Origin of the sequence: Corynebacterium sp. CCUG 71335, assembly GCF_024454075.1 — a bacterium.
GTDB classification, from domain to species: Bacteria; Actinomycetota; Actinomycetes; order Mycobacteriales; family Mycobacteriaceae; genus Corynebacterium; species Corynebacterium genitalium.
Genome location: NZ_JAGPYY010000001.1, coordinates 213396 through 232180 on the forward strand (window position 1 = coordinate 213396; position 18785 = coordinate 232180).

At 62.9% G+C, this 18785-nt stretch carries 19 protein-coding genes; 6 read left to right on the plus strand and 13 right to left on the minus strand.

Translation table 11 applies throughout. From position 1 onward, the window contains the following. Nucleotides 1-287 precede the first annotated feature (287 nt). The 3 genes from metG to rsmI are packed head-to-tail and all read right to left on the minus strand — an operon-like array spanning nucleotide 288 to nucleotide 4862. The gene (gene metG, locus KBX19_RS01035) at nucleotides 288-2156 is read right to left on the minus strand and encodes a methionine--tRNA ligase (RefSeq protein ID WP_255997094.1); all 1869 of its coding nucleotides are present in this window, start codon (nucleotides 2154-2156) and stop codon (nucleotides 288-290) included. A gap of 18 nt (nucleotides 2157-2174) precedes the next feature. Then, nucleotides 2175-3977 carry a BCCT family transporter gene (locus tag KBX19_RS01040; protein ID WP_255997152.1) on the minus strand — a complete coding sequence of 601 codons (1803 nt, stop codon included), beginning with the start codon at nucleotides 3975-3977 and terminating at the stop codon, nucleotides 2175-2177. Nucleotides 3978-4016: 39 nt separating this feature from the next. After that, nucleotides 4017-4862, minus strand: coding sequence for a 16S rRNA (cytidine(1402)-2'-O)-methyltransferase (rsmI, locus tag KBX19_RS01045; RefSeq protein WP_005291302.1), 846 nt, complete (start codon nucleotides 4860-4862; stop codon nucleotides 4017-4019). Between the two features lie 50 nt (nucleotides 4863-4912). On the opposite strand from rsmI, the gene KBX19_RS01050 reads away from it, so the two are divergent. Next, a complete protein-coding gene (locus KBX19_RS01050) occupies nucleotides 4913-6490 on the plus strand; it encodes a dolichyl-phosphate-mannose--protein mannosyltransferase (protein ID WP_370686978.1) in 1578 nt (525 codons plus the stop codon). Nucleotides 6491-6600: 110 nt separating this feature from the next. On the opposite strand, the gene KBX19_RS01055 is transcribed toward KBX19_RS01050, so the two are convergent. Next, nucleotides 6601-7257 (minus strand): zf-HC2 domain-containing protein, encoded by a 657-nt coding sequence (locus tag KBX19_RS01055; RefSeq protein ID WP_255997095.1) that lies wholly within the window; start codon nucleotides 7255-7257, stop codon nucleotides 6601-6603. Next, on the minus strand, nucleotides 7250-7657 hold the full coding sequence (locus KBX19_RS01060; protein ID WP_005291308.1) for a DoxX family protein: 408 nt from the start codon (nucleotides 7655-7657) through the stop codon (nucleotides 7250-7252). The genes KBX19_RS01055 and KBX19_RS01060 overlap by 8 nt, the downstream gene beginning before the upstream one ends. 56 nt (nucleotides 7658-7713) lie before the next feature. On the opposite strand from KBX19_RS01060, the gene KBX19_RS01065 reads away from it, so the two are divergent. Continuing rightward, nucleotides 7714-8451: a DNA-3-methyladenine glycosylase I gene (locus tag KBX19_RS01065; RefSeq protein ID WP_255997096.1), complete on the plus strand. Its 738-nt coding sequence runs from the start codon at nucleotides 7714-7716 to the stop codon at nucleotides 8449-8451. 67 nt (nucleotides 8452-8518) lie between these two features. Next, nucleotides 8519-10162 (plus strand): thiamine pyrophosphate-dependent enzyme, encoded by a 1644-nt coding sequence (locus tag KBX19_RS01070; protein WP_255997097.1) that lies wholly within the window; start codon nucleotides 8519-8521, stop codon nucleotides 10160-10162. Nucleotides 10163-10187: 25 nt separating this feature from the next. Here KBX19_RS01070 and KBX19_RS01075 read toward each other — a convergent pair whose 3' ends face one another. From KBX19_RS01075 to KBX19_RS01095, 5 genes are all read right to left on the minus strand, one after another. Then, nucleotides 10188-10718 (minus strand): hotdog fold domain-containing protein, encoded by a 531-nt coding sequence (locus KBX19_RS01075; protein WP_005291314.1) that lies wholly within the window; start codon nucleotides 10716-10718, stop codon nucleotides 10188-10190. 24 nt (nucleotides 10719-10742) lie between these two features. Next, nucleotides 10743-11855 carry a gephyrin-like molybdotransferase receptor GlpR gene (gene glpR / locus KBX19_RS01080; protein ID WP_255997098.1) on the minus strand — a complete coding sequence of 371 codons (1113 nt, stop codon included), beginning with the start codon at nucleotides 11853-11855 and terminating at the stop codon, nucleotides 10743-10745. Between the two features lie 108 nt (nucleotides 11856-11963). Further along, nucleotides 11964-12641: a GNAT family N-acetyltransferase gene (locus KBX19_RS01085; RefSeq protein WP_255997099.1), complete on the minus strand. Its 678-nt coding sequence runs from the start codon at nucleotides 12639-12641 to the stop codon at nucleotides 11964-11966. Further along, nucleotides 12638-13903 (minus strand): gephyrin-like molybdotransferase Glp, encoded by a 1266-nt coding sequence (gene glp / locus KBX19_RS01090; RefSeq protein ID WP_255997100.1) that lies wholly within the window; start codon nucleotides 13901-13903, stop codon nucleotides 12638-12640. Before glp ends, KBX19_RS01085 begins: the two co-directional genes overlap by 4 nt. Nucleotides 13904-13915: 12 nt before the next feature. Further along, entirely contained in the window at nucleotides 13916-14860 is a 945-nt protein-coding gene (locus tag KBX19_RS01095) for a UTP--glucose-1-phosphate uridylyltransferase (protein WP_255997101.1), read from the minus strand. A gap of 70 nt (nucleotides 14861-14930) precedes the next feature. Here KBX19_RS01095 and KBX19_RS01100 point away from each other — a divergent pair, with 70 nt between their 5' ends. The 3 genes from KBX19_RS01100 to mscL are packed head-to-tail and all read left to right on the plus strand — an operon-like array spanning nucleotide 14931 to nucleotide 16610. Continuing rightward, the gene (locus KBX19_RS01100) at nucleotides 14931-15515 is read left to right on the plus strand and encodes a 5-formyltetrahydrofolate cyclo-ligase (RefSeq protein ID WP_255997102.1); all 585 of its coding nucleotides are present in this window, start codon (nucleotides 14931-14933) and stop codon (nucleotides 15513-15515) included. Nucleotides 15516-15518: 3 nt separating this feature from the next. Continuing rightward, the gene (locus KBX19_RS01105) at nucleotides 15519-16157 is read left to right on the plus strand and encodes an SAF domain-containing protein (RefSeq protein ID WP_255997103.1); all 639 of its coding nucleotides are present in this window, start codon (nucleotides 15519-15521) and stop codon (nucleotides 16155-16157) included. A gap of 27 nt (nucleotides 16158-16184) precedes the next feature. After that, nucleotides 16185-16610 (plus strand): large-conductance mechanosensitive channel protein MscL, encoded by a 426-nt coding sequence (gene mscL / locus KBX19_RS01110; protein ID WP_255997104.1) that lies wholly within the window; start codon nucleotides 16185-16187, stop codon nucleotides 16608-16610. Nucleotides 16611-16630: 20 nt separating this feature from the next. On the opposite strand, the gene KBX19_RS01115 is transcribed toward mscL, so the two are convergent. The 3 genes from KBX19_RS01115 to KBX19_RS01125 form a co-directional block, all read right to left on the minus strand. Continuing rightward, nucleotides 16631-16801 (minus strand): hypothetical protein, encoded by a 171-nt coding sequence (locus tag KBX19_RS01115; RefSeq protein ID WP_255997105.1) that lies wholly within the window; start codon nucleotides 16799-16801, stop codon nucleotides 16631-16633. Nucleotides 16802-16823: 22 nt separating this feature from the next. Next, on the minus strand, nucleotides 16824-17390 hold the full coding sequence (locus KBX19_RS01120; protein WP_005291333.1) for a molybdenum cofactor biosynthesis protein B: 567 nt from the start codon (nucleotides 17388-17390) through the stop codon (nucleotides 16824-16826). Nucleotides 17391-17459: 69 nt separating this feature from the next. Next, entirely contained in the window at nucleotides 17460-18686 is a 1227-nt protein-coding gene (locus KBX19_RS01125) for a trypsin-like peptidase domain-containing protein (protein ID WP_370686979.1), read from the minus strand. Nucleotides 18687-18785 lie beyond the last annotated feature (99 nt).

The window sequence follows — 18785 nt, forward strand, 5'->3', positions numbered from 1 at the left end:
GCCCGCTTGCGGAAAAGTTGACGACTTTGATAGCGGTTTAGCGTCCTAGAACGCGCTGACCTGCGGTAATGACTCTAGGAAGAAAACCAGTTTGTCAACTTTTCCGCACGGGCGCCCTGGCGGTCCCAACTCGAAGCACTTCAAACTCCCGCTGCAAACGTTGACAAACTCGATTTCGATCTACTCCCCTAAAAGGCTCTGACCTGCGGGGACTGTTCTAGACAGGAATCGAGTTTGTCCTCTTTTGCAAGATCGAGCCCAGCAGGGGTTACCCGGGCCCGAGCCCGCTACTGCACCGGTGCCCACTCGGGGCCGGTCCCGCCGAGCTCCGGGTCGAGCTTCGCAATGAGGGGTTGCGGCTTCTCCAAAGGAGTGCCCGGCACAACGTCGACGCGGGACCAGGTTGCCTGCTGCTGTTCGTAGTCACCTGTGATCACCGGGTAGGTCTGGCCGATTTCGGGCAGGCCGACACCGATGAGGTTCATGCCAGCATCGTCATGCTCGGCGTTATCCACGACCTCCTCCACGCGCGGGGATGCGGCCCACACACCGTCGCGGCCGAGAGTCTCGTGCACCTTTTGAGCGGTGTGCGGCAGGAAAGGGGTCAGCATCGCATTGCAATCGGAGACGACTTGGAGGGCGGTCCAGAGGACCGTCGACAAGCGCTCGCGCTGAGACTCGTCCTTGGCCAGCTTCCATGGCTCCTGCTCCGCGATGTAGGCGTTGGCCTCGCCGACGACGTGCATGATTTTGGTGATGGCGTTCTTAAAGTGGGCCTCACCAAGCTCCGCGCCGGCCTCGCCGAACGCGCGGGCAGCCAGGTCGAGAATGCGCTGATCCGACTCGTTCCACGCCCCCGGCTGCGGCACCTCGCCGAAGTTCTTGTGCGCCATGGACACGGTGCGGTTGACCAGGTTGCCCCAGCCGTTCGCCAGCTCGTTGTTGATGCGGCGGACGAACTCGTCCCACGTGAAGTCAGTGTCGTTGTTCTCCGGGCCAGCCACGGCAATGAAGTAGCGCAGCGGGTCAGGTCCGAACTCCGCCAGGAAGTCCTTGACATAGATGACCACGCCCTTGGAGGAGGAGAACTTCGAGCCGGACATGGTGAGGAACTCCGAGGACACAACCTCAGTGGGGAGGTTCAGTGTGCCCAGACGGTGCTCCTGGCCGCCCTTCGTGCCCTTACCTGCATATCCCAGCAGCTCACCGGGCCAGATCTGGGAGTGGAACGTGATGTTGTCCTTGCCCATGAAGTAGTAACCGCGCGTGGCCGGGTCCTGCCAGAAATCCTTCCAGGCGTCCAGGTTGCCCGAGCGGGCAGCCCACTCGATAGAGGCGGACAGGTAGCCGATAACCGCATCGAACCACACGTAGAGCTTCTTGCCTGGGTCGTTCTCCCAGCCTTCGACAGGAACGGGGATGCCCCAGTCGATGTCGCGAGTCATGGAGCGCGGACGCATGTCCTCGAGCAGGTTGAGCGAGAACTTCAGCACGTTGGGGCGCCAGTCTTGGCGCGCCTCGAGCCACTCCTTGAGGGCATCGCCTAGTGACGGCAAGTCCAGCATGAAGTGCTCGGTCTCAACGAACTCCGGTGTTTCACCGTTGATCTTAGAAACCGGATTGATCAGGTCGACTGGGTCGAGTTGGTTTCCGCAGTTGTCGCACTGGTCGCCGCGGGCATCGTCTGCACCGCAAATCGGGCATGTGCCCTCGATGTAGCGGTCGGGCAAGGTACGGCCCGTCGACGGGGAGATCGCGCCTTTGGTCGTCTCCTTGATCATGTACCCGTTGTCATACAAGCCCTTGAACAGCTCCTGCACCACCGCGTAGTGGTTACGGGTGGTGGTGCGGGTGAACAGGTCATAGGACAAACCCAGACCGGCCAAGTCCTCGACGATCTGGCGGTTGTAGCGGTCCGCCAGCTCTTTGACCGTCACGCCCTCTTTGTCGGCTTGGACCAGCAAGGGGGTGCCGTGCTCGTCGGTGCCGGACACCATGAGCACGTTGTTTCCCGCCATGCGCTGGTAGCGCGCGAACACATCGGAAGGGACGCCGAAGCCGGCGACGTGGCCGATGTGGCGTGGCCCGTTTGCATAGGGCCACGCCACGCACACGAGGACATTTTCGGAGGTGGCGTTGTTCGGGGAGACAGTCATACGCCCCAGCATAAGTGACTACCGCTTGGTGCCGAACATGCGCTGCCGTTTGCGGGCCTTGGCAATGGCATCGCGGTGCATCCGGCGCTCGACAGCCAGCTGGTGGTTGAAGCGCTGCTCCTCCTTCATGTCCAGGTAGATGGTGTCATTGCTGACGTCCTTCACGATGGCGAACATCAGCAGGATGAGAATGACCAGGAACGGGGTGGCAGCCGCGATGGTCACGCTCTGGAGGGAGTCCAAAGCGTCGTCACCGCCCGCGATGAGCAGGGTCAGGCCGACGGCTGCGGTGGCAAGGCCCCACATGCCGGTCAGTAGCGGCTTCGCGTCGGTCTTGCCGTTCTGGGACAGGGAGCCCATCACAGTCGAGGCGGAATCCGCGGAGGTGATGAAGAAGGTGCCCAGCAGGATCAGCGCCAGGATGCCCATGGCGAAACCGCCCGGGAAGGAGTGCAGCAGGTTGAACAGCTGCTCCTCGGACGATCCCTCGCCATAGATGGACTCACCGGTCTGCTCGAGGTGGATGGCGGTGCCGCCGAAAATGCAGAACCACACGGTGGACAAGCCAGCCGGGATGAGAGTGACACCAAAGCAGAATTCACGGATGGTGCGGCCACGGGAAATACGAGCCAGGAAGGTGCCCACGAACGGGGACCAGGAGATCCACCATGCCCAGTAGAAAATGGTCCAGGAACCGAGCCACTCCCCTGCCTCGGTGTCGGCGGACTCGGCAGTGCGCGACGCCATGAGGAAGAACTGGTCCAGGTAGGAACTAATGGCAGTCGGCAGCAGGTTCAGCTGCGTCAGGGTCGGCCCGAAGACGAACACGAAGATGGCCAGCACCGCCGCCACGATCAGGTTGAAGTTCGAAACCCACTGGATGCCCTTGCCCACTCCGGACATGGCGGACAGCAGGAACGCCAGGGTCAGGACACTGACGATGCCGACGGTCAACATGGTCGACGGGGAATCGACGAGTCCGGAGGCCTCCAGGCCAGTGGAAATCTGCAGGGCGCCCAGTCCCAGGGAGCAGGCGGTGCCGAAGATGGTGGCGAAGATGGCGAGGCCGTCGATAAGCTTGCCCAGCCATCCGTCCGCGCGCTTTTGTCCGATGAGCGGGATAAACGCGCTGGACAGCAGCTGCTTGCGGCCGAGGCGGAACGTGGAGTAGGCGATGGCGAGGCCGATGATGGCGTAGACGGACCACGGATGAAGGGTCCAGTGGAACATCGTCTGCGCCATGGATGTGCCCACGGCATCCGCGCTGTCCATGCCAGGCACGCCGTCACGGTAGAAGTTCAGCGGCTCGGATGCGCCGAAGAACATCAGGCCGATGCCCATGCCGGCGGCGAACATCATCGCGATCCAGGACATGGTGGTGAATTCCGGTTGCTCGTCGGAAGCGCCGAGCCGGATTTTGCCGAATTTGGAGACCGCAAGCACCATGACGAACACGACGAAAATAGTGCCGAACAGGACGTACGCCCAACCGAGGTTCTCGATCACCCAGCTGAACGACGCGCTGGAGAAGGCGCTGAAGCTCTCCTTTGCGGCCAGGCCCCAAACGACTACGGCGACCACGATGACGGCGAGCGGGGCGACAATCGCCCAGTCGATTTTCAGGTTCTCGTCTTCGGAGGCACGCTCAATAGCATCCTCCGGGTCGCTGATCTTCTGCTGGCCGCCGTCGTTCCGCGCATCCAGAAGGTCCTGAAGCTCGGCGGTAGCGGGGCGGTTGTGGGTCACGATCGGGTCGTCAGCGTGCGGGTCGATGTTCGGGTCATGCGGATCTGTCATCTTCTCTTCACTACTCACCCACATGACGGTAACGGAGATGTGCGCAGGGTGCACCTTTGCTGACTATTGGCTGCGGGCGGCGATGAAGGCGTCGTAAAGCTCTCCTGCTTTAATTCCCGCATTTTTCGCGACCTCTTTGACTGCATCCTTCAAGCGCATGCCGCCTTTTGTGAGCTTTTCGACGTCCCCCACCAAGTCCTCCGGCTCTACCCCCACTTCGGTGGTGCCGTCGATGACAACGGTGACTTCCCCGCGCACGCCCTCGGCCGCCCACGCGGCGAGCTCGCCCAGGGTTCCGCGGCGGACTTCCTCAAATGTTTTGGTCAATTCCCGGCACACGGCGGCGCGGCGGTCATTCCCGAGGACCTCCGCGGCCTCCTCGAGCGTGGCTGCGGTGCGGTGGGGTGACTCGAAGAAGCACACGGCGCGCTTTTCGGTCTGCAGCGACTCGAGCCATGACCGACGCGCACCAGACTTCCGTGGAGCGAAACCGTCGAAAATGAACCGGCCCACGCCCAGTCCGGACAGAGCGAGCGCAGTGGTCACGGCCGACGGCCCAGGCAGGCACGTCACCGGCACACCAGCATCGTGGGCCGCGCTGACAAGGGAATGCCCTGGGTCGGACACCAGCGGCATGCCTGCGTCGGTGACGATGAGGACGATGCCTGCACGTGCAGCGTCGATAAGCTCACGCGTGCGCTTGTCCTCGTTGTGGTCGAAGTTGGAGACGACTCTGCCGCGGATCTCCGCCCCGAGCGCTGCCGCCAGGTTGCGGGCCCGCCTGGTGTCCTCAGCGGCGATCACGTCGGCGCGTTCCAGCGCTGCCTTCAGGCGCGGGGACGCGTCACCGATATTGCCCAACGGAGTGGCGGCCACCACGACACCATGGGCGGGAAGAGTGTTGTCCATGCACCCAGCTTGTCACAAGCAGCGCGGGGCACACAGTAAGATCATCACCCGTGAGTTCGACACTAGTGGCCGAGAAAGTGCGCGTGGACCGTCCCGCCCCCACCGCACCTGTGACGGTCCCCTGGGACCGCCGCGACACGATCACCACAGCGGTGGTGGCCGTGCTGGCGTTCTTCACGCGATTCATCGGAGTGACCACGGCAGTGTCGAAAGGCACCCCGGTTTTCGACGAGAAGCACTACGTCCCTCAGGGCTGGGACATTTACCGTTCGTCGTTCAACCCGGTCATCGGCGGTATTGAGTCGAACCCGGGTTACGGCCTCGTTGTACACCCGCCGCTGGGCAAGAAACTCGTCGCACTCGGTGAAGCACTGTTCGGCTACACCCCGCTCGGCTGGCGTTTCGTGGCGGCCCTGTTCGGTGCGTTGACTGTGGTGTTCATCATGCTGCTCGCGCGGCGCATCTCGCAGTCGTGGGTGGTGGCGATGTTCGCGGGCATCATTGCTCTTTGCGACGGTGTGCTGCTGGTCATCAGCCGTTTCGGCATGCTGGATGTGTTCATTCTGCTTCCCGTTGTTGTAGCCGCGTGGACGCTCGCGGGAGATATGCGCCAAGTGCATCAGAGGCTTTACAGCGCCTGGCGTGACGGCACCATCGCCGCCTCCGGCCCGTACGGCCCCCGGCTGGGTTTTCGCTGGTGGCGGTTTGCCACCGGCGTCGTACTCGGGTGCGCTCTGGCCGTGAAGTGGTCCGGCCTGTACTACATCGCCTTCTTCGGATTGCTGTCGTCCTTTTATGACGTGTACTTGCGGCGGCGCTACGGCGTGGAAAAGCCCGTGGCCGGAACGCTGCTGCGCGACGTTCCATCAGCGCTGGCGTCGATCGTGCTCATCCCGGCAGTTCTCTACTTGTGGTCGTGGCGCGCTTGGTTCGCCTCCGAAACCTCGGTGTACCGCCACGCGGCGGTCGACGGCACCATCGCCGACTCCGACTGGCCTTGGCTGAGCAACCTGCCCGACGCTTTGGGCGGCTGGCTGTACTACCACCTGTCCGTGCTCAACTTCCACAGTGAACTGACCTCCTCATCCGGCCACTCGCACCCGTGGGACTCTAAGCCGTGGGCTTGGCTGGTGGCGTCGCGCCCGATCCTGTTCTACTCCTCCACCGGCATCGAATGCGCCGGCGGGCAAGAGTGCCGCCGCATGATCTACCTCTTCGGCACACCCGCGATCTGGTGGCTGACAGTCCCGATCCTGCTGTGGGCGATCTGGGCGTGGATCTCCCGTGGTGACCGCCGCGTCATCTTGCCGCTGATCGGCTTTGCGGCGGGCTTTTTGCCGTGGCTGGCGGCTTTCGACCGCCAGATGTACTTCTTCTATGCTGCGCCGCTGGTCCCCTTCACCATCGTGCTCATAGCTTTGGCGCTGGGGAACCTAGCGCAGAAGGGCGGGCCCGTGCCGAAGTTGCACAAGATCGCCGGCTACCCGATCACATGGGGCCAGTTCACGGTGGTGAGCTACTTAGCTGTGGTGATCGGGATGTTCCTCTACTTCTCCCCGATCCTCTACGGGTTTGTCATCCCCGACAGCTGGTTCCAGCAGATCATGTGGCTACCGAGTTGGACCTAGCTTTTCACTAGTCTGCTGGAATACTGCTGGACCTTTTCCGGAATACTGCTCACGCAAAGCTACTGGTCAAAAGCATGCGGCAAGGGCAATAAGAGCGAGCAGTATTCCAACTACGGGACCGGACCCGAACTGAGGCGCCGCAGCGGGTTAGCCAGCCCCTTGTCGGCAAACCACATGAACACCAGCGCAGCACAGGTGAGCAACAGTGCGAACAGCTGCATCCACGGCGCTGTGCCGCTGCCAGAAACGGCCTCCAGCACGACGAAGCCCACCGTGAAGCCGAACATTGCGCCCACGATGAGCAAGATTCCGGGGATTTGAGCAGGCTTCCAAGCAGCAAAAAGCAAGGCGGATGTAATGCCGACATGAACCGCGGCCATCCCGATGAGCAATTGGGCCGTGGAGGAATCATCGGTGACAGCCGTTGCGGACAAGACATAGTCACCGGCCCAGAACGCGTGAACCACACCGAGCACAACTAGGAGGATCCGGCCCACCGCCAACGCCACAACGCGCCGGGAGGAAACGCGGCGGAATTCGCCCTCCACCCCAGCAAAGATGACATCGGAGAGATCTGTAGGCGGGACCATGGCACCATCAGCCTCCACCAGGCTCAAGGAGCTGGTCAGCCGCAGCGACCGTTCCCAGAAGGCCAGGCACTCGGGGCAACCGGCGAGGTGAGCGTCGAGGACGGCGTTGTCTAGGCCGGGGTCTTCACCGTCGATACGCGCAGAGAGCGCTTTTTGCACCTCGCTGTGGCTAACCATCAACGAGCACCCGGTCCATGCTCGCCCGGCCCGCGCCGAACACGAAGATCAGCCCCAGGAGAACGGCGAGAATCAGCGGGTACTCTAGCCCGCCGTCTTCTGCGAAGAAACCGTGCGGAAGGTGGATGAAATAGCCTGCCACCAGCACCATCACGGCCATCAACCCGGCGATGATAGTGGTGAGCAAACCGATGATGAGCATGGCACCGCCGATCAACTCGACTGAGCCCGCCACATACGCGACCAACCGTGGCTGCGGTACACCTGCCTGGGCGAATTGCTGCGCAGTCTCGCTCATCCCCGTTCCCACCCAGTGCTGGTAACCCCGGGCAATGAACACCACTCCCACGATGAAACGTGCAAGGAGCAGCGCAAAGTCGCGGACAGCCGGTCTATTCATGAATTCAACCCTACAACGTGGAACCAAACGGGCACGTCCAGCAGTCTAACGAGGGTATGACGACATACCTCGACTTTGAAACACACTGCACCTGCTCCTACGACCACCTCCCCTTCGACTTCCTCACCATCGACGACTGCCCGCTGCACGCCCGCTTGCTCGCGCCCCTGTTGGAAGACAAACCGGCCATTGTCGGCCCCGTCATGTGCGAAGACGGCAAGGCCCGCCCGCCGTGGGCAGCCACAGACCCACTGACACGTTTGTATTACGACACGACGTGGGGTGTGCCCGGGCTGAGCGAGAATGAGATGTTCCGCGCCCTGTGCTTCCAAGTCCTGCAATCCGGGCTCTCCATGCGCGCCGTGCTGCGGAAGTTCCCCGCCCTCAACCGTGCCTTCAGCGATTTTGACCCCTATGTCGTGGCGCAGATGACGGAGACTGACGTGGAGAAAATGCTGGACAATCCAGCCCTGATCCGTAACCGGACGAAACTCAGCGCCGTCATCACCAACGCTGAGGCCACTGTGGCGATGCGACGCGACGGAACATGCCTGCCCGAACTCGTGTGGGCCTACCAGCCAGCCATCATGCCGCAACCGGAAACGATGCTGGACATCCCTGAACGGACAGAAGAATCTGCTGCGCTGGCCAGAGACCTCAAAGCCCGCGGCTTCACCTTCATCGGCCCGAAGTCTGCGTGGCTGTTCATGCAGGCGGCAGGTGTGGTGAACACCCATCTGCAGGGCTCTTGGCGTCGCGATGCGGGACTGCGGATGACGCCGCTCGAGTTCTAAGTCAGTGGCAGAAACTGGCATGGCAGGGCACTCTTGGTGGGGTAAGTAGCCCCCACCAAGGAGAGCCATGCACGTCGGTTCGGCCATCGCCCAAGCCCTCGAAGACCACGGGACGGAACACGTCTTCCTCGTCCCCGGTGAGAGTTACCTCGCTGTGCTTGACGGTTTGCACGACACTGATACTTCCACCATTGTGTGCCGCCACGAGGGCGGCGCCGCCTACATGGCAGATGCCTACGGTAAAGCGACCGGTAAACCCGGAGTGGTCATGGTCACCCGCGGCCCCGGTGCTGCCAACGCCAAGATCGGTGTCTACACCGCCTGGCAGGACGCCGTCCCGCTCGTGCTGTTCATTGGTCTGATTCCGCGCGAAGACCGCTACCGCGAGTCTTTCCAGGAATTCGACCCGCACCAGTGGTTCGGCTCGATTGCCAAGGGCGTGTTCATTGTTGATGAGCCAGACCGCGCCAGCGGTGTCGTCGCGAATGCGATGCGTTTGGCTCAGCAGGGCCGTCCGGGCCCGGTCGTTGTCGGGTTGCCGGAAGATGTCGTAGCCGCCGAGTTCCCGGGCGGTGAGCTCGCTCCGCCCATCAAGGTCGCGCATGGAGGCGTGTCCAATGCCGATGCGGCGGTGCTCAAGGAACACCTGGAGAAGGCCGAGCGCCCGCTCATCTTCGAAGGTGGCCAGGGCTGGACGCAGGAAGCGTGCGACGCCGTCCAGCGGTTCGCGGAGGAGCATGAGATCCCGGTCGTGGGCGACACCCGCTCCTCCGACCGCATCGGCTTCGACTCCCCTGCCAACGCCGGGTGGCTAGGCACCGCGCGCAAAGAGGAAACCGCGCAGCTTCTCGACGACGCCGACCTGCTCATTACCGTCGGCGGCGTCCTGTGGGACAAACCCACCGACAATTTCACCCGCCGGCAGGACTTTGGTGCAGCGAACATCGTGATCACGCCGGACCCGGACTTGGTCGGCCACACTGCCGCCGTCACGCGTCACATCATCGCCTCCCCGGTGGCCTTCGCCGAAGCGCTGGGCAGCCTCGAGCTCGATTCCACGCCCGACACCAGCGAATGGTTCACCCGGGCGCGCGAGCTGCACCTGGAGCACTCCACGTTGCCCACTGTCGCAAAGCGTTACGACGAACCCGCCGGGTGCGTGGACATGCACGACGTCATGGAGGCACTCATCAAACAGCTTCCCGACGACGCGATCTGCACCTACGGGGCCGGCAACCACTGCTTCTGGCCGCAGCGGTTCTTCCCTACGCGGACATTCCCGTCGATGATCGCGAACCGTCTGGGTTCAATGGGCTACTCGCTGCCGGCTGGGATCGCGTCGAAGCTGGCGTTCCCGGACCGCTTCACGGTCGTGTTCACCGGCGACGGCGAATTCATGATGAACGGCAACGAGTTGATCACCGCCGTGCGCTACCACACCCCGGTTCTCATCGTGGTCGTGGATAACGCCCAGTACGGCACGATCCGCATGCACCAGGAGAAACACTACCCAGGTCGGGTCAGCGGTACCCAGCTGGAGAACCCGGAGTTCTGCAAGCTGGCCGAAGCGAACGGCGCGTGGGCGGCGAAGCTGGACGACCCTGCACAAGTGGACAACACCGTGGAAGAGGCCGTCCGCCAGGTGGCGGACGGCCGGGTGGCGCTGCTCCACGTCCGCGTGGACCAGGAGCAGGCGGAGCCTTTGCCGTAGTCTCTGGAACCTTCAGGCTCAGGGGTTACTTCTTCGCGGTGACCCAGACGTCGATCTCGGCGGTGATGGGCTCAACACCTGCATCGTCGACGATCTGGCAATCAATAGTGACCAGCTGTCCGCCCGTCTCGCGGGTGATGGAGTCGAAGTCCGGGAAGTCCGCGGTCGCGGTAATGGTCAGGCCTCCGGTGGACTTCTTCGGGTAGTCCGCGCGCATGCCACGAGGGATCCAACGGTGGGTGTCCGGAACCGACACTTCGCACAGCAGGCCCATCGCGGCTTCAGCGCCGTTCAGCCCAGCAATCACGTGGAAGGTGCCAATGTGGTTCTGCACACCCCACCACTTGCCCAAACGCACCACGCAGCGGCCCGGGACGGCCTCGCGCACGCGCGGCATGACGGTGCGGAAGTAGGGGGCTTTGACCGAGTAAAAGGCAGAAAACACCGCACGCTTGAGCGCGGTGTCACTGAACTTTTCCCACAGCTGGGCGGATTTGCCCGGGTTGGGGTTGGTCTGGGTGGTCGGGTCAGCAGTAGTCACGGAAGCGTCAGTCATACCCCGTGATGTTACTGGCCATAGTTAGGCGATGTCGCGGTATTGTGCCTCGGGTTCATCGAGCTGCTCGACCGGACGGCGGTAGATGGGCAGGTTGGCGAAATCGGCGCTTTCGTCATCGATCTCCACAATCACAGCGCCTGGACGGCGCATGTGAGCGGGAACCGGAGCACCTTCCTCGGAGGAGACGACACCCAGGCGGGCACGGTGGAGCTGGCGCATACGGCGCGCGTGAAGCTCACGCTCCTGCATGACCTGGGTGCGCAGTGCGACCAAGTACCAGCCCAAAAGACCGGCAGCGACAACCGGTGCTGCCCAGGCCCAGCCGCCAGCGACGAGCGCGAGCACGACTGCGATCGCAGTCGCGGCGGCGAGACCGAGGATGGTGCGGCCGCGGCGGCGAGCGCGGTCCTCGCGGGCGCGCTGCGCGGTCTGCGGGTCCCAGCCGCCGCGCCCACGGCGTGCGCGGGCGTAAGAGATTTCGCTCTCGTCGAGCTCGGCCTCAGCGTCAACATCAAAGTCAACATCGAGGTCTTCTGCGTCGAGATCGTCCTCAACAGCGAGCTCCACATCAGAGGCGCTCTCGTCATCAGCGAAGGCATCAGCGTCTGCTTTTGTATCTGCGTCGAGATCCACAGTCTCATCTGCTTCGAGCGTGACGACGGTACTGTAACCGTAATCCTCCGGGGAGAAGTACGTCGCGTCCAACTCGTACTCGGCGGCACCTACGTCACTGTCATCGAAATCACCGGCGCGAACGACGCTATACGTGACGGTCTCGTCGTCGGTGGCTGCGGTGTCGTCGATAAGCACCGCGGGCTCGGGCTCTGCGTCGATGACATCGTGCTCTGCGGCGGCACTGCGCTTCTTCCAGGAGGCCGAACCGCTGTCGGATTTCACAGGCTCAACGACCTCATAATCATTGTCGTCGTCGAAGTGGTGAATGTCCGCTTTGGTCACGCGCGGACGGCGTCGACCCTGCACATCAGCGGTGCCGCCCTGGTGAAGGACGCGAGTTTCGTCGTACCCCTCTCCGGAACGCCTGATGGGTTTGGAGTCCCCTAACACCATCGGAGCGAGAACGATCGCCCACACCACGACGATGAGGACGATGATCAGGCTGAGGCTGCCGGACATGGGCCCACGACCTTTCTGCACACAGGACAGGTTGCTAGTTGTTAGCTAGACACTAGCCACGGAAAGTGGGCCTCTGACCGAACCACGCCGTGAGAATTGGTGCAGAATTTAAATCCACAAACGCCCCTGTGCGGCGAGCCTTTCCACAGCTGATCCGGGTAGATCATCAATGTTCTGGGCGACAAAGTGGTGGTCACGCCAGCGGCCGTCGATATGCAGATTCTCTTTGAGGAAGCCTTCCTCCCGGAAGCCCGCGTTGGCCAGTACCTTGCCGGAAGCCGGGTTGTCCGGAAGGTAGGTCGCGGTCACGCGGTGCATGCCGATCCGGGCAAAGGCGTGGTCCACCCCGAGGGCGCACGCGACCGTCGCGATGCCCCGGCCCGAATAGGGCGAATGAACCCAGTACCCGATCCAGCACTCCCCGATGGCGCCGTGCTGGATGTTGCCCAACGTGACTTGGCCGATGAAGCCGCCGTCGAGTTCAATGACCAGCGGAACGATGACACCGTCATGGGCGTAGCGGCGCAGGTTGGTCCAGGTAGACATCCATGCGGACTGCGAGTGAGCCTCGCGCCATGTGCCACTGACCGTGGGCTCGACAGGGCGCAGGGTGCGCTCGTCGGCAATGCGAATGCGCGCCCAGTCCCTGCCGTCCTGGATGGTGAGCGGACGCAGGCGCAAACGGTTCTCACCCGGGATGAACACCGTCGGCGTGGGCTCCGGCCAACCGGGGTGGACTGGGTGGCGCTGGCCAGAACGCGGGCGGGATTTCTTGCCGAAGATCATGCCCGTTGCTGGAGGAACATGACATCGACGATGTCGCCAGGACCGACGTGCGCCACGTCGACGGGGATGCGGATCATCGCGTTCGCCTCAGCAAGACCGGCCAGAAGGTGGGCCGGGCCGCCGGACGGGCCGCCAATGCTGTCCACCAGGTAGTCGCGTGTTTCCGCATCGCGCATGAGGCGGGCACGCACGTAGCCCACGCGGCCCGGAATCGACTCGATGTGGTTAAGCGAGCGCGCCTTGACGGTGCGGCGCGTGGGCACGCGCTTGCCCAACGATGTTCGGACCGCAGGTCTGATCAGTGCCTCGAAGATCACCAGCGCACTGACCGCGTTTGACGGCAGCAGGAAAACCGGGATCCGGTCCGCGCCGATCAGACCGAAGCCCTGGGCAGACCCAGGGTGCATGGCAACGCGCGAGGTGTCGATCTCCCCCAGCTCACCGAGCGCTTCCTGGAGCGGCTTCGCACTTGAGCCGCCAACGGCACCCGTAATAATAAGGAATTCGCTGCGCTGCGCCTGGGTGGCAATCTGCTCCTTGAGGCGGCGGGGTTCAGCATTGATGATTCCGACGCGGTTGACCTCCGCACCGGCGTCTTTTGCTGCAGCGGCGACGGCGTAGGAGCTGACGTCATACACCTGGCCCAGGCTAGGGTTGCGGTCAACGTCAACCAGTTCAAGACCGTAAGACATCACTGTCACACGCGGACGCGGGTACACCAGAACCTTATCGCGGCCGGTGGCAGCCAGCAGGCCAATCTGCGCTGGGCCGAGCACGGCACCAGCGCGCACGGCCAGGTCACCGGGTTGGATGTCGTCGCCTTCCTTACGGATGAAATCACCAGAGCGCACCGGACGGTGCGGGGAGACGCGCTTACGGCCGCGGTCGGACCATTCGAGTGGCAAGACAGCGTCTGCAAGCGTCGGCAGCGGGGCACCCGTGGCCACACGGACAGCCTGGCGCGGTTGGAGGCGCAGCGGTCTCTGCGAGCCTGCGGCGACCTCGCCCACCACGGGCAGTGACGTTTCGGTCTCCGCCGCGGCCGGTCCTTCTTTTTTACCCAGCGTTTGACCGCCGCCGACGTCGACCGCGCGCACTGCGTAACCGTCGACAGCTGCCTGCGAAAAACCCGGCAGCGGCGAGGAGGCCTGGACTTCTTCGGCGCACATCAAGCCCAACGCGTCGGTGATGCCGATGCGGATGGGCTCGGGCGTCATCGTCGCGTCGATGATCATGTCCAGCTGCTCGTCGACACTGCGCATGGTTTGAACCTACTACTGGTCGCGCAGGTGTGGGTTCTCCGACTCGAAGTCCGCGACGATCTGTTTGATGGCCTTGTAGAGCGCGGGACCGTACTTCGGGTGGTTGAGGCCGAAGTCCACGTTCGCCGGAATGTACCCACCCGGGTTGCCCAGGTCGTGGCGCTTGCCGTCGTGGACGACGACGTGGACTGGGTGGCCCTCGTTGATCATCAGCTCAATCGCGTCAGTGAGCTGCAGCTCACCGCCCTTGCCCGGCTCAATGCGGCGCAGCGCGTCGAAGATACCGCGGTCGAGCAGGTAGCGTCCGGTGGCGACGAAGTTGGACGGAGCCTCGGCGGGTTCTGGCTTCTCCACCATGCCCACGACGCGTTTGACGTGAGATGCGTCGACATCAGCGCCGGCCTCAACCTCGCGGACATCGAACACGCCGTAGTTGAACACGTCTTCCGGGTCGACCTCGAAGGCGCACAGCACTGACCCGCCGAGAGTGTGGCGGACTTCAGCCATCTTTTCCATCACGCCGGTGGGCAGCACAAGGTCGTCGGGCAGCATGACGGCGACAACATCTTCGTCATCACCCAGCAGAGATTCCGCGCACCCCACAGCGTGGCCCAGGCCCAGCGGCTCTTCCTGCACGGCAGCCTCCGCCGTGATGATGTCGGATGCGCGGGCAACCTTTTGCGCCTGCTCGTCCTTGCCGCGTGCCAGCAGGGTGTCGTGCAATTGATCGAATGGGCCGAAGTGCTCCATGACCTCACCTTTGCCTGGCGCGGTCACGACTGCCAGGCGCTGTGCCCCCAACTGTGCTGCTTCTTCCGCGATGAGCTCAATGCCCGGAGTGTCCACGACCGGCAGCAGTTCCTTCGGCACCGTCTTCGTGGCGGGCAGGAACCTCGTGCCCATGCCTGCGGCGGGCACGATCACGGTTTTCACGTTGGACTTGCGCGTAGATGCCATAAGTGGTGAGTCTACCTACAATGATTCGACATTCAGCTAAAGCCTCCCGCAGGTTGTACAAAGGATAGCGATGGATTCAAAGGGGCAGCTGCGTGCGGTTGCGCGTCAGCGCAGACGAGTGCGCGAAAACAAGGCGCTTATCGACGCTGCTGTGCGCGACCACCTGCTCACCCATCTCCGCGGCTGCACCCGCGTAGCCGCATACTCCCCTATGCCGGCTGAACCCGGGGGCGAGGAGCTTCCCGACGTCCTCGCCGCAGCAGGATTAGAGGTCTTCTTGCCCGTCACACTCGGTGCTGGAGTGTTGGAGTGGGCACTGCATGTGCCGGGGCAGCTGGCTCGCGGGGCGCACTTCGGCATTACTGAGCCCACCGGTGAGCGTTTCCCATCGTCGATGTTGAGCAGCTGTGACGTGGTGATTGTTCCCGCGTTGGGGGTGGATCGGCGCGGGATGCGGCTCGGCCAAGGCGCGGGCTACTACGACCGAGCACTGGTGCATGCAGGTGCAGTTCCCCGGATTGCGCTGGTCTACGACGACGAGGTGCACGACGTCCTGCCCTCCGAGCCCCACGACAAGCCTGTGGATGGGGCTATCACCCCGCACGGGTTTTTGCGCTTCAAGGGAACCACTCCGGGGGCTGCGACAGTCCAATAAGGCATGGACTTTCTCACACTCGCTCCTGGCTACCGCCGCACGCTTGCTTTACGACGTCTCACCGCCGCCCTGTTACTCCTCGCCGCCGCCCTCACCACCGTCACCGGCAGAGCGGCCAATGACCCGGCCGTGCTGGCATTCACCCGCGAAGTTTCTCCCGGCGAGCCACTCAGCGCCGATGACGTTGAGCTGCAAAGACTGCCGGAGGCGATCGTGCCCGACGGCGCTTTCGACCAGGTCAGTGATGTAGAGGGGCAGATCGTGGCGTCGACGGCAAGTGCGGGCGAAGTAGTCACTCCGACGCGGTTGCTGGGGCCCGATCTCGTCTCAGCGCTCGTGCCCGGCGACCGTGCAGATTACACGATGGTGCCCGTCAAGCTTGCTGAGCCCGACATCATTCCAATGCTCCACCACGGCGACCGAGTCTCCGTGGTGACCATTAATCACGGTGAACAGGAAGGAGCGGCCCGCACAATCGCCACAAACGGAATCGTGGTCCTCGTCGGCGGAGCAGAAGACTCGCCCGCCGGAAGCGTTTTACTCCTTCTCCTCCACGACGAAGCGGAGGCGGTGGCAGCAGCCTCGCTCTCCTCCCCACTCGCTGTAGTTCTCACGGGTGAGCGCGTCAGGCAAGACAAATAGTCATTTGATATGTTAACTTGTCTCACCGTGCTACAAGGATTCAAAGATTTCATCATGCGCGGCAACGTCATCGACCTGGCTGTCGGTGTCGTCATCGGTGCCGCATTCACTGCAGTTGTTACCGCATTCTCTGACAACATCATCAACCCCCTGATCAACGCCATCGGCGGCGCGGACTTCTCCCCCCTCGGTATCCACATCCTCCCGGGCAACGAGGGCACCTTCCTCGACTTCGGCGCGTTGATCACCGCGATCATCAACTTCCTGCTGATCGCTGCTGTGGTTTACTTCCTCATCGTTGCTCCGATGAACAAGCTGGACGCAGCGCAGAAGCGCCGCAAGGGCATTGACCCGGAGGCAGAGGACCCGACCGAGCAGGAGCTGCTCTCCGAAATCCGCGACCTGCTCGCCGGCAAGAACGGCACTGCCCCGACCGACACGCCCCGCGCGTAAGGCCCAAACAACTTAGAAAATTAGTCCCCTCCGTAATGCGGCGGGCGCTCGTCAAGAATCGGTGGTTCTTCATCGAAATTGACGTAGCGCTCGCCGTCTCCTTTTTCCTCAGTAATCGGGGTGTCGGCGTGCCTGTCATAGTCGGTCTCAGCCCGACGAGAAGCGCGGCGGCGGGGTTTCCGTGAAGCCATTGCCCTGAAAAGACCGCGGGAACTACTGGACGCTGTACTTGCGCAGCTCGCTGATGAGGTGCGCAACCAGAGGAGAGATCGTAGAAATGCCGTCCCTAATCGCCGCGCGCGAGGGGGCCAGGTTGACCACTACCGTGGACCCGGACACGCCGCAGATGCCGCGGGACGTGCATGCGTCGACCGCGCCGCAGGCCTGACCGGAAGCACGCACCGCCTGGGCAACACCGGGCACGAGCTGGTCGATGACACCGCGGGTCGCCTCCGGGGCCTTGTCGCGAGGGCCGACACCGGTGCCGCCGACCGTGACCACGAGGTCCACACCGCCTACGACAGCCGTCTCGATGACCTTGCGGATCTCGGACTTCTTAGACTTCACGTACACGACACCGTCCACCTTGAAGCCGATCTCTTGGAGAAGTTCGAAGACGAGACGGTCAGTCCCCTCGTCGATCGCCCCACCCTGCTTGTGATCGCTCACCAGGACTGCGAGTGCACACGGCTGACTGGGGACTTCCACCTCGGCTTCCGTTGCCATCAGAAAAGCCTCGTCCGGCTCGTGGATGTCCAGCGCGTCAAGAGTGTCCGACATGACCGTTACTCCTCGTCTTCAGTTCGTGGCAGGTGGTGTGCTACTCCGAAAAGTTTCGCATCTAGAAATCTACTCCGAACTCAGAGTCACATCTACCGTTCTGGTCTCATCCGATCCGGCGGATTTGACCTCCAAGGTCACCGTCTCACCGAAGTCGTAGGAACGGGTAGCTGCCACCAGGGCATCAGAAGAATCGATCGGCCGGTCATTGACGCGGATAATCACATCGCCAGGCTTCAATCCAGCCTCGTCAGCAGGGCTGCCTGGCTGCACAGAGTCGATCAACGCGCCGTCGGCATTGTGGCGGATGTCCACTTGGACACCCATCATCGGCTGACGCGCTTCGCCTTCGTTGATCAGCTGGTCCGCTACACGGCGAGCGAAGTTCGACGGGATGGCGAACCCGAGACCGATCGACCCCGACTCACCGGACGCACCCTGCGACAAGGACGCGATCACGGAGTTCATGCCGACAAGATGGCCGTTCATGTCCACCAGCGGACCGCCTGAGTTGCCCGGGTTAATCGCAGCATCGGTCTGGATACCGTCCATCAGTGAGCTCTCGCCGCCACCCTGAGCTGCACGGACTGGTCGATTCAGTGCCGAAACAATGCCAGTGGTGACAGTCGCAGACAGCCCCAGCGGCGAACCGATCGCCACAACGGGTTGCCCCACCGCCAAGTTGTCGGAGTTGCCGAACTGGACGACCGGGAGGTCAGACACCCCCTCAATCTGAATCACAGCGATATCGGTATTGACATCCGAGGCGATGAATGAGGCGGGATGCTTGGAACCGTCGTTAAGCGTGACTTGCATCTTCGTATCCCCATTGGCTGCTTCCGCAACCACGTGGTGGTTCGTTAGCACCTTCCCGTCGGAGGAGATGATCGAACCGGATCCCTCAGCTGCGCCGGAGCGGGCTACGACAGAAATGGACACCACGGCGGGAAGCACGGACTCGGCGACCTTTTCCACCGAACCATCCGGCGCTGGCGGCCTGTCATTGTCCACAGGTGCTTCGAGCGCGTTGTCCTGGTCGCTGGCCCCCATGCCAAGACTCTGCCCGGAGCCAGATCCGTTACCGGCGAAGTGGCTCACAGCATAGCCGGCGGCCGAACCCGCGATGAGCGCTGTCACCAGTGACAGAGCGATTGCCCCACCGGCGCCCAAGCCTTTCTTCTGCCGCGTGTTCACAGTCACGGGCTGAGAAGAAAAAGGCTGCGCTTCCGGCTGCAGCATGGGTTGCCGGGCCGGCTGAGGGGCAAAAGCACCGTTCGGGTCATTTGTGTACGTCATGATCGGGTATTGTCCTCCCGCTAGCTGTCACTAACATCGCGATGAATCTCAGCTCATCGTAGTACTTCCTACTCGCTCACTGTGTGGTGCCGGGGTCGC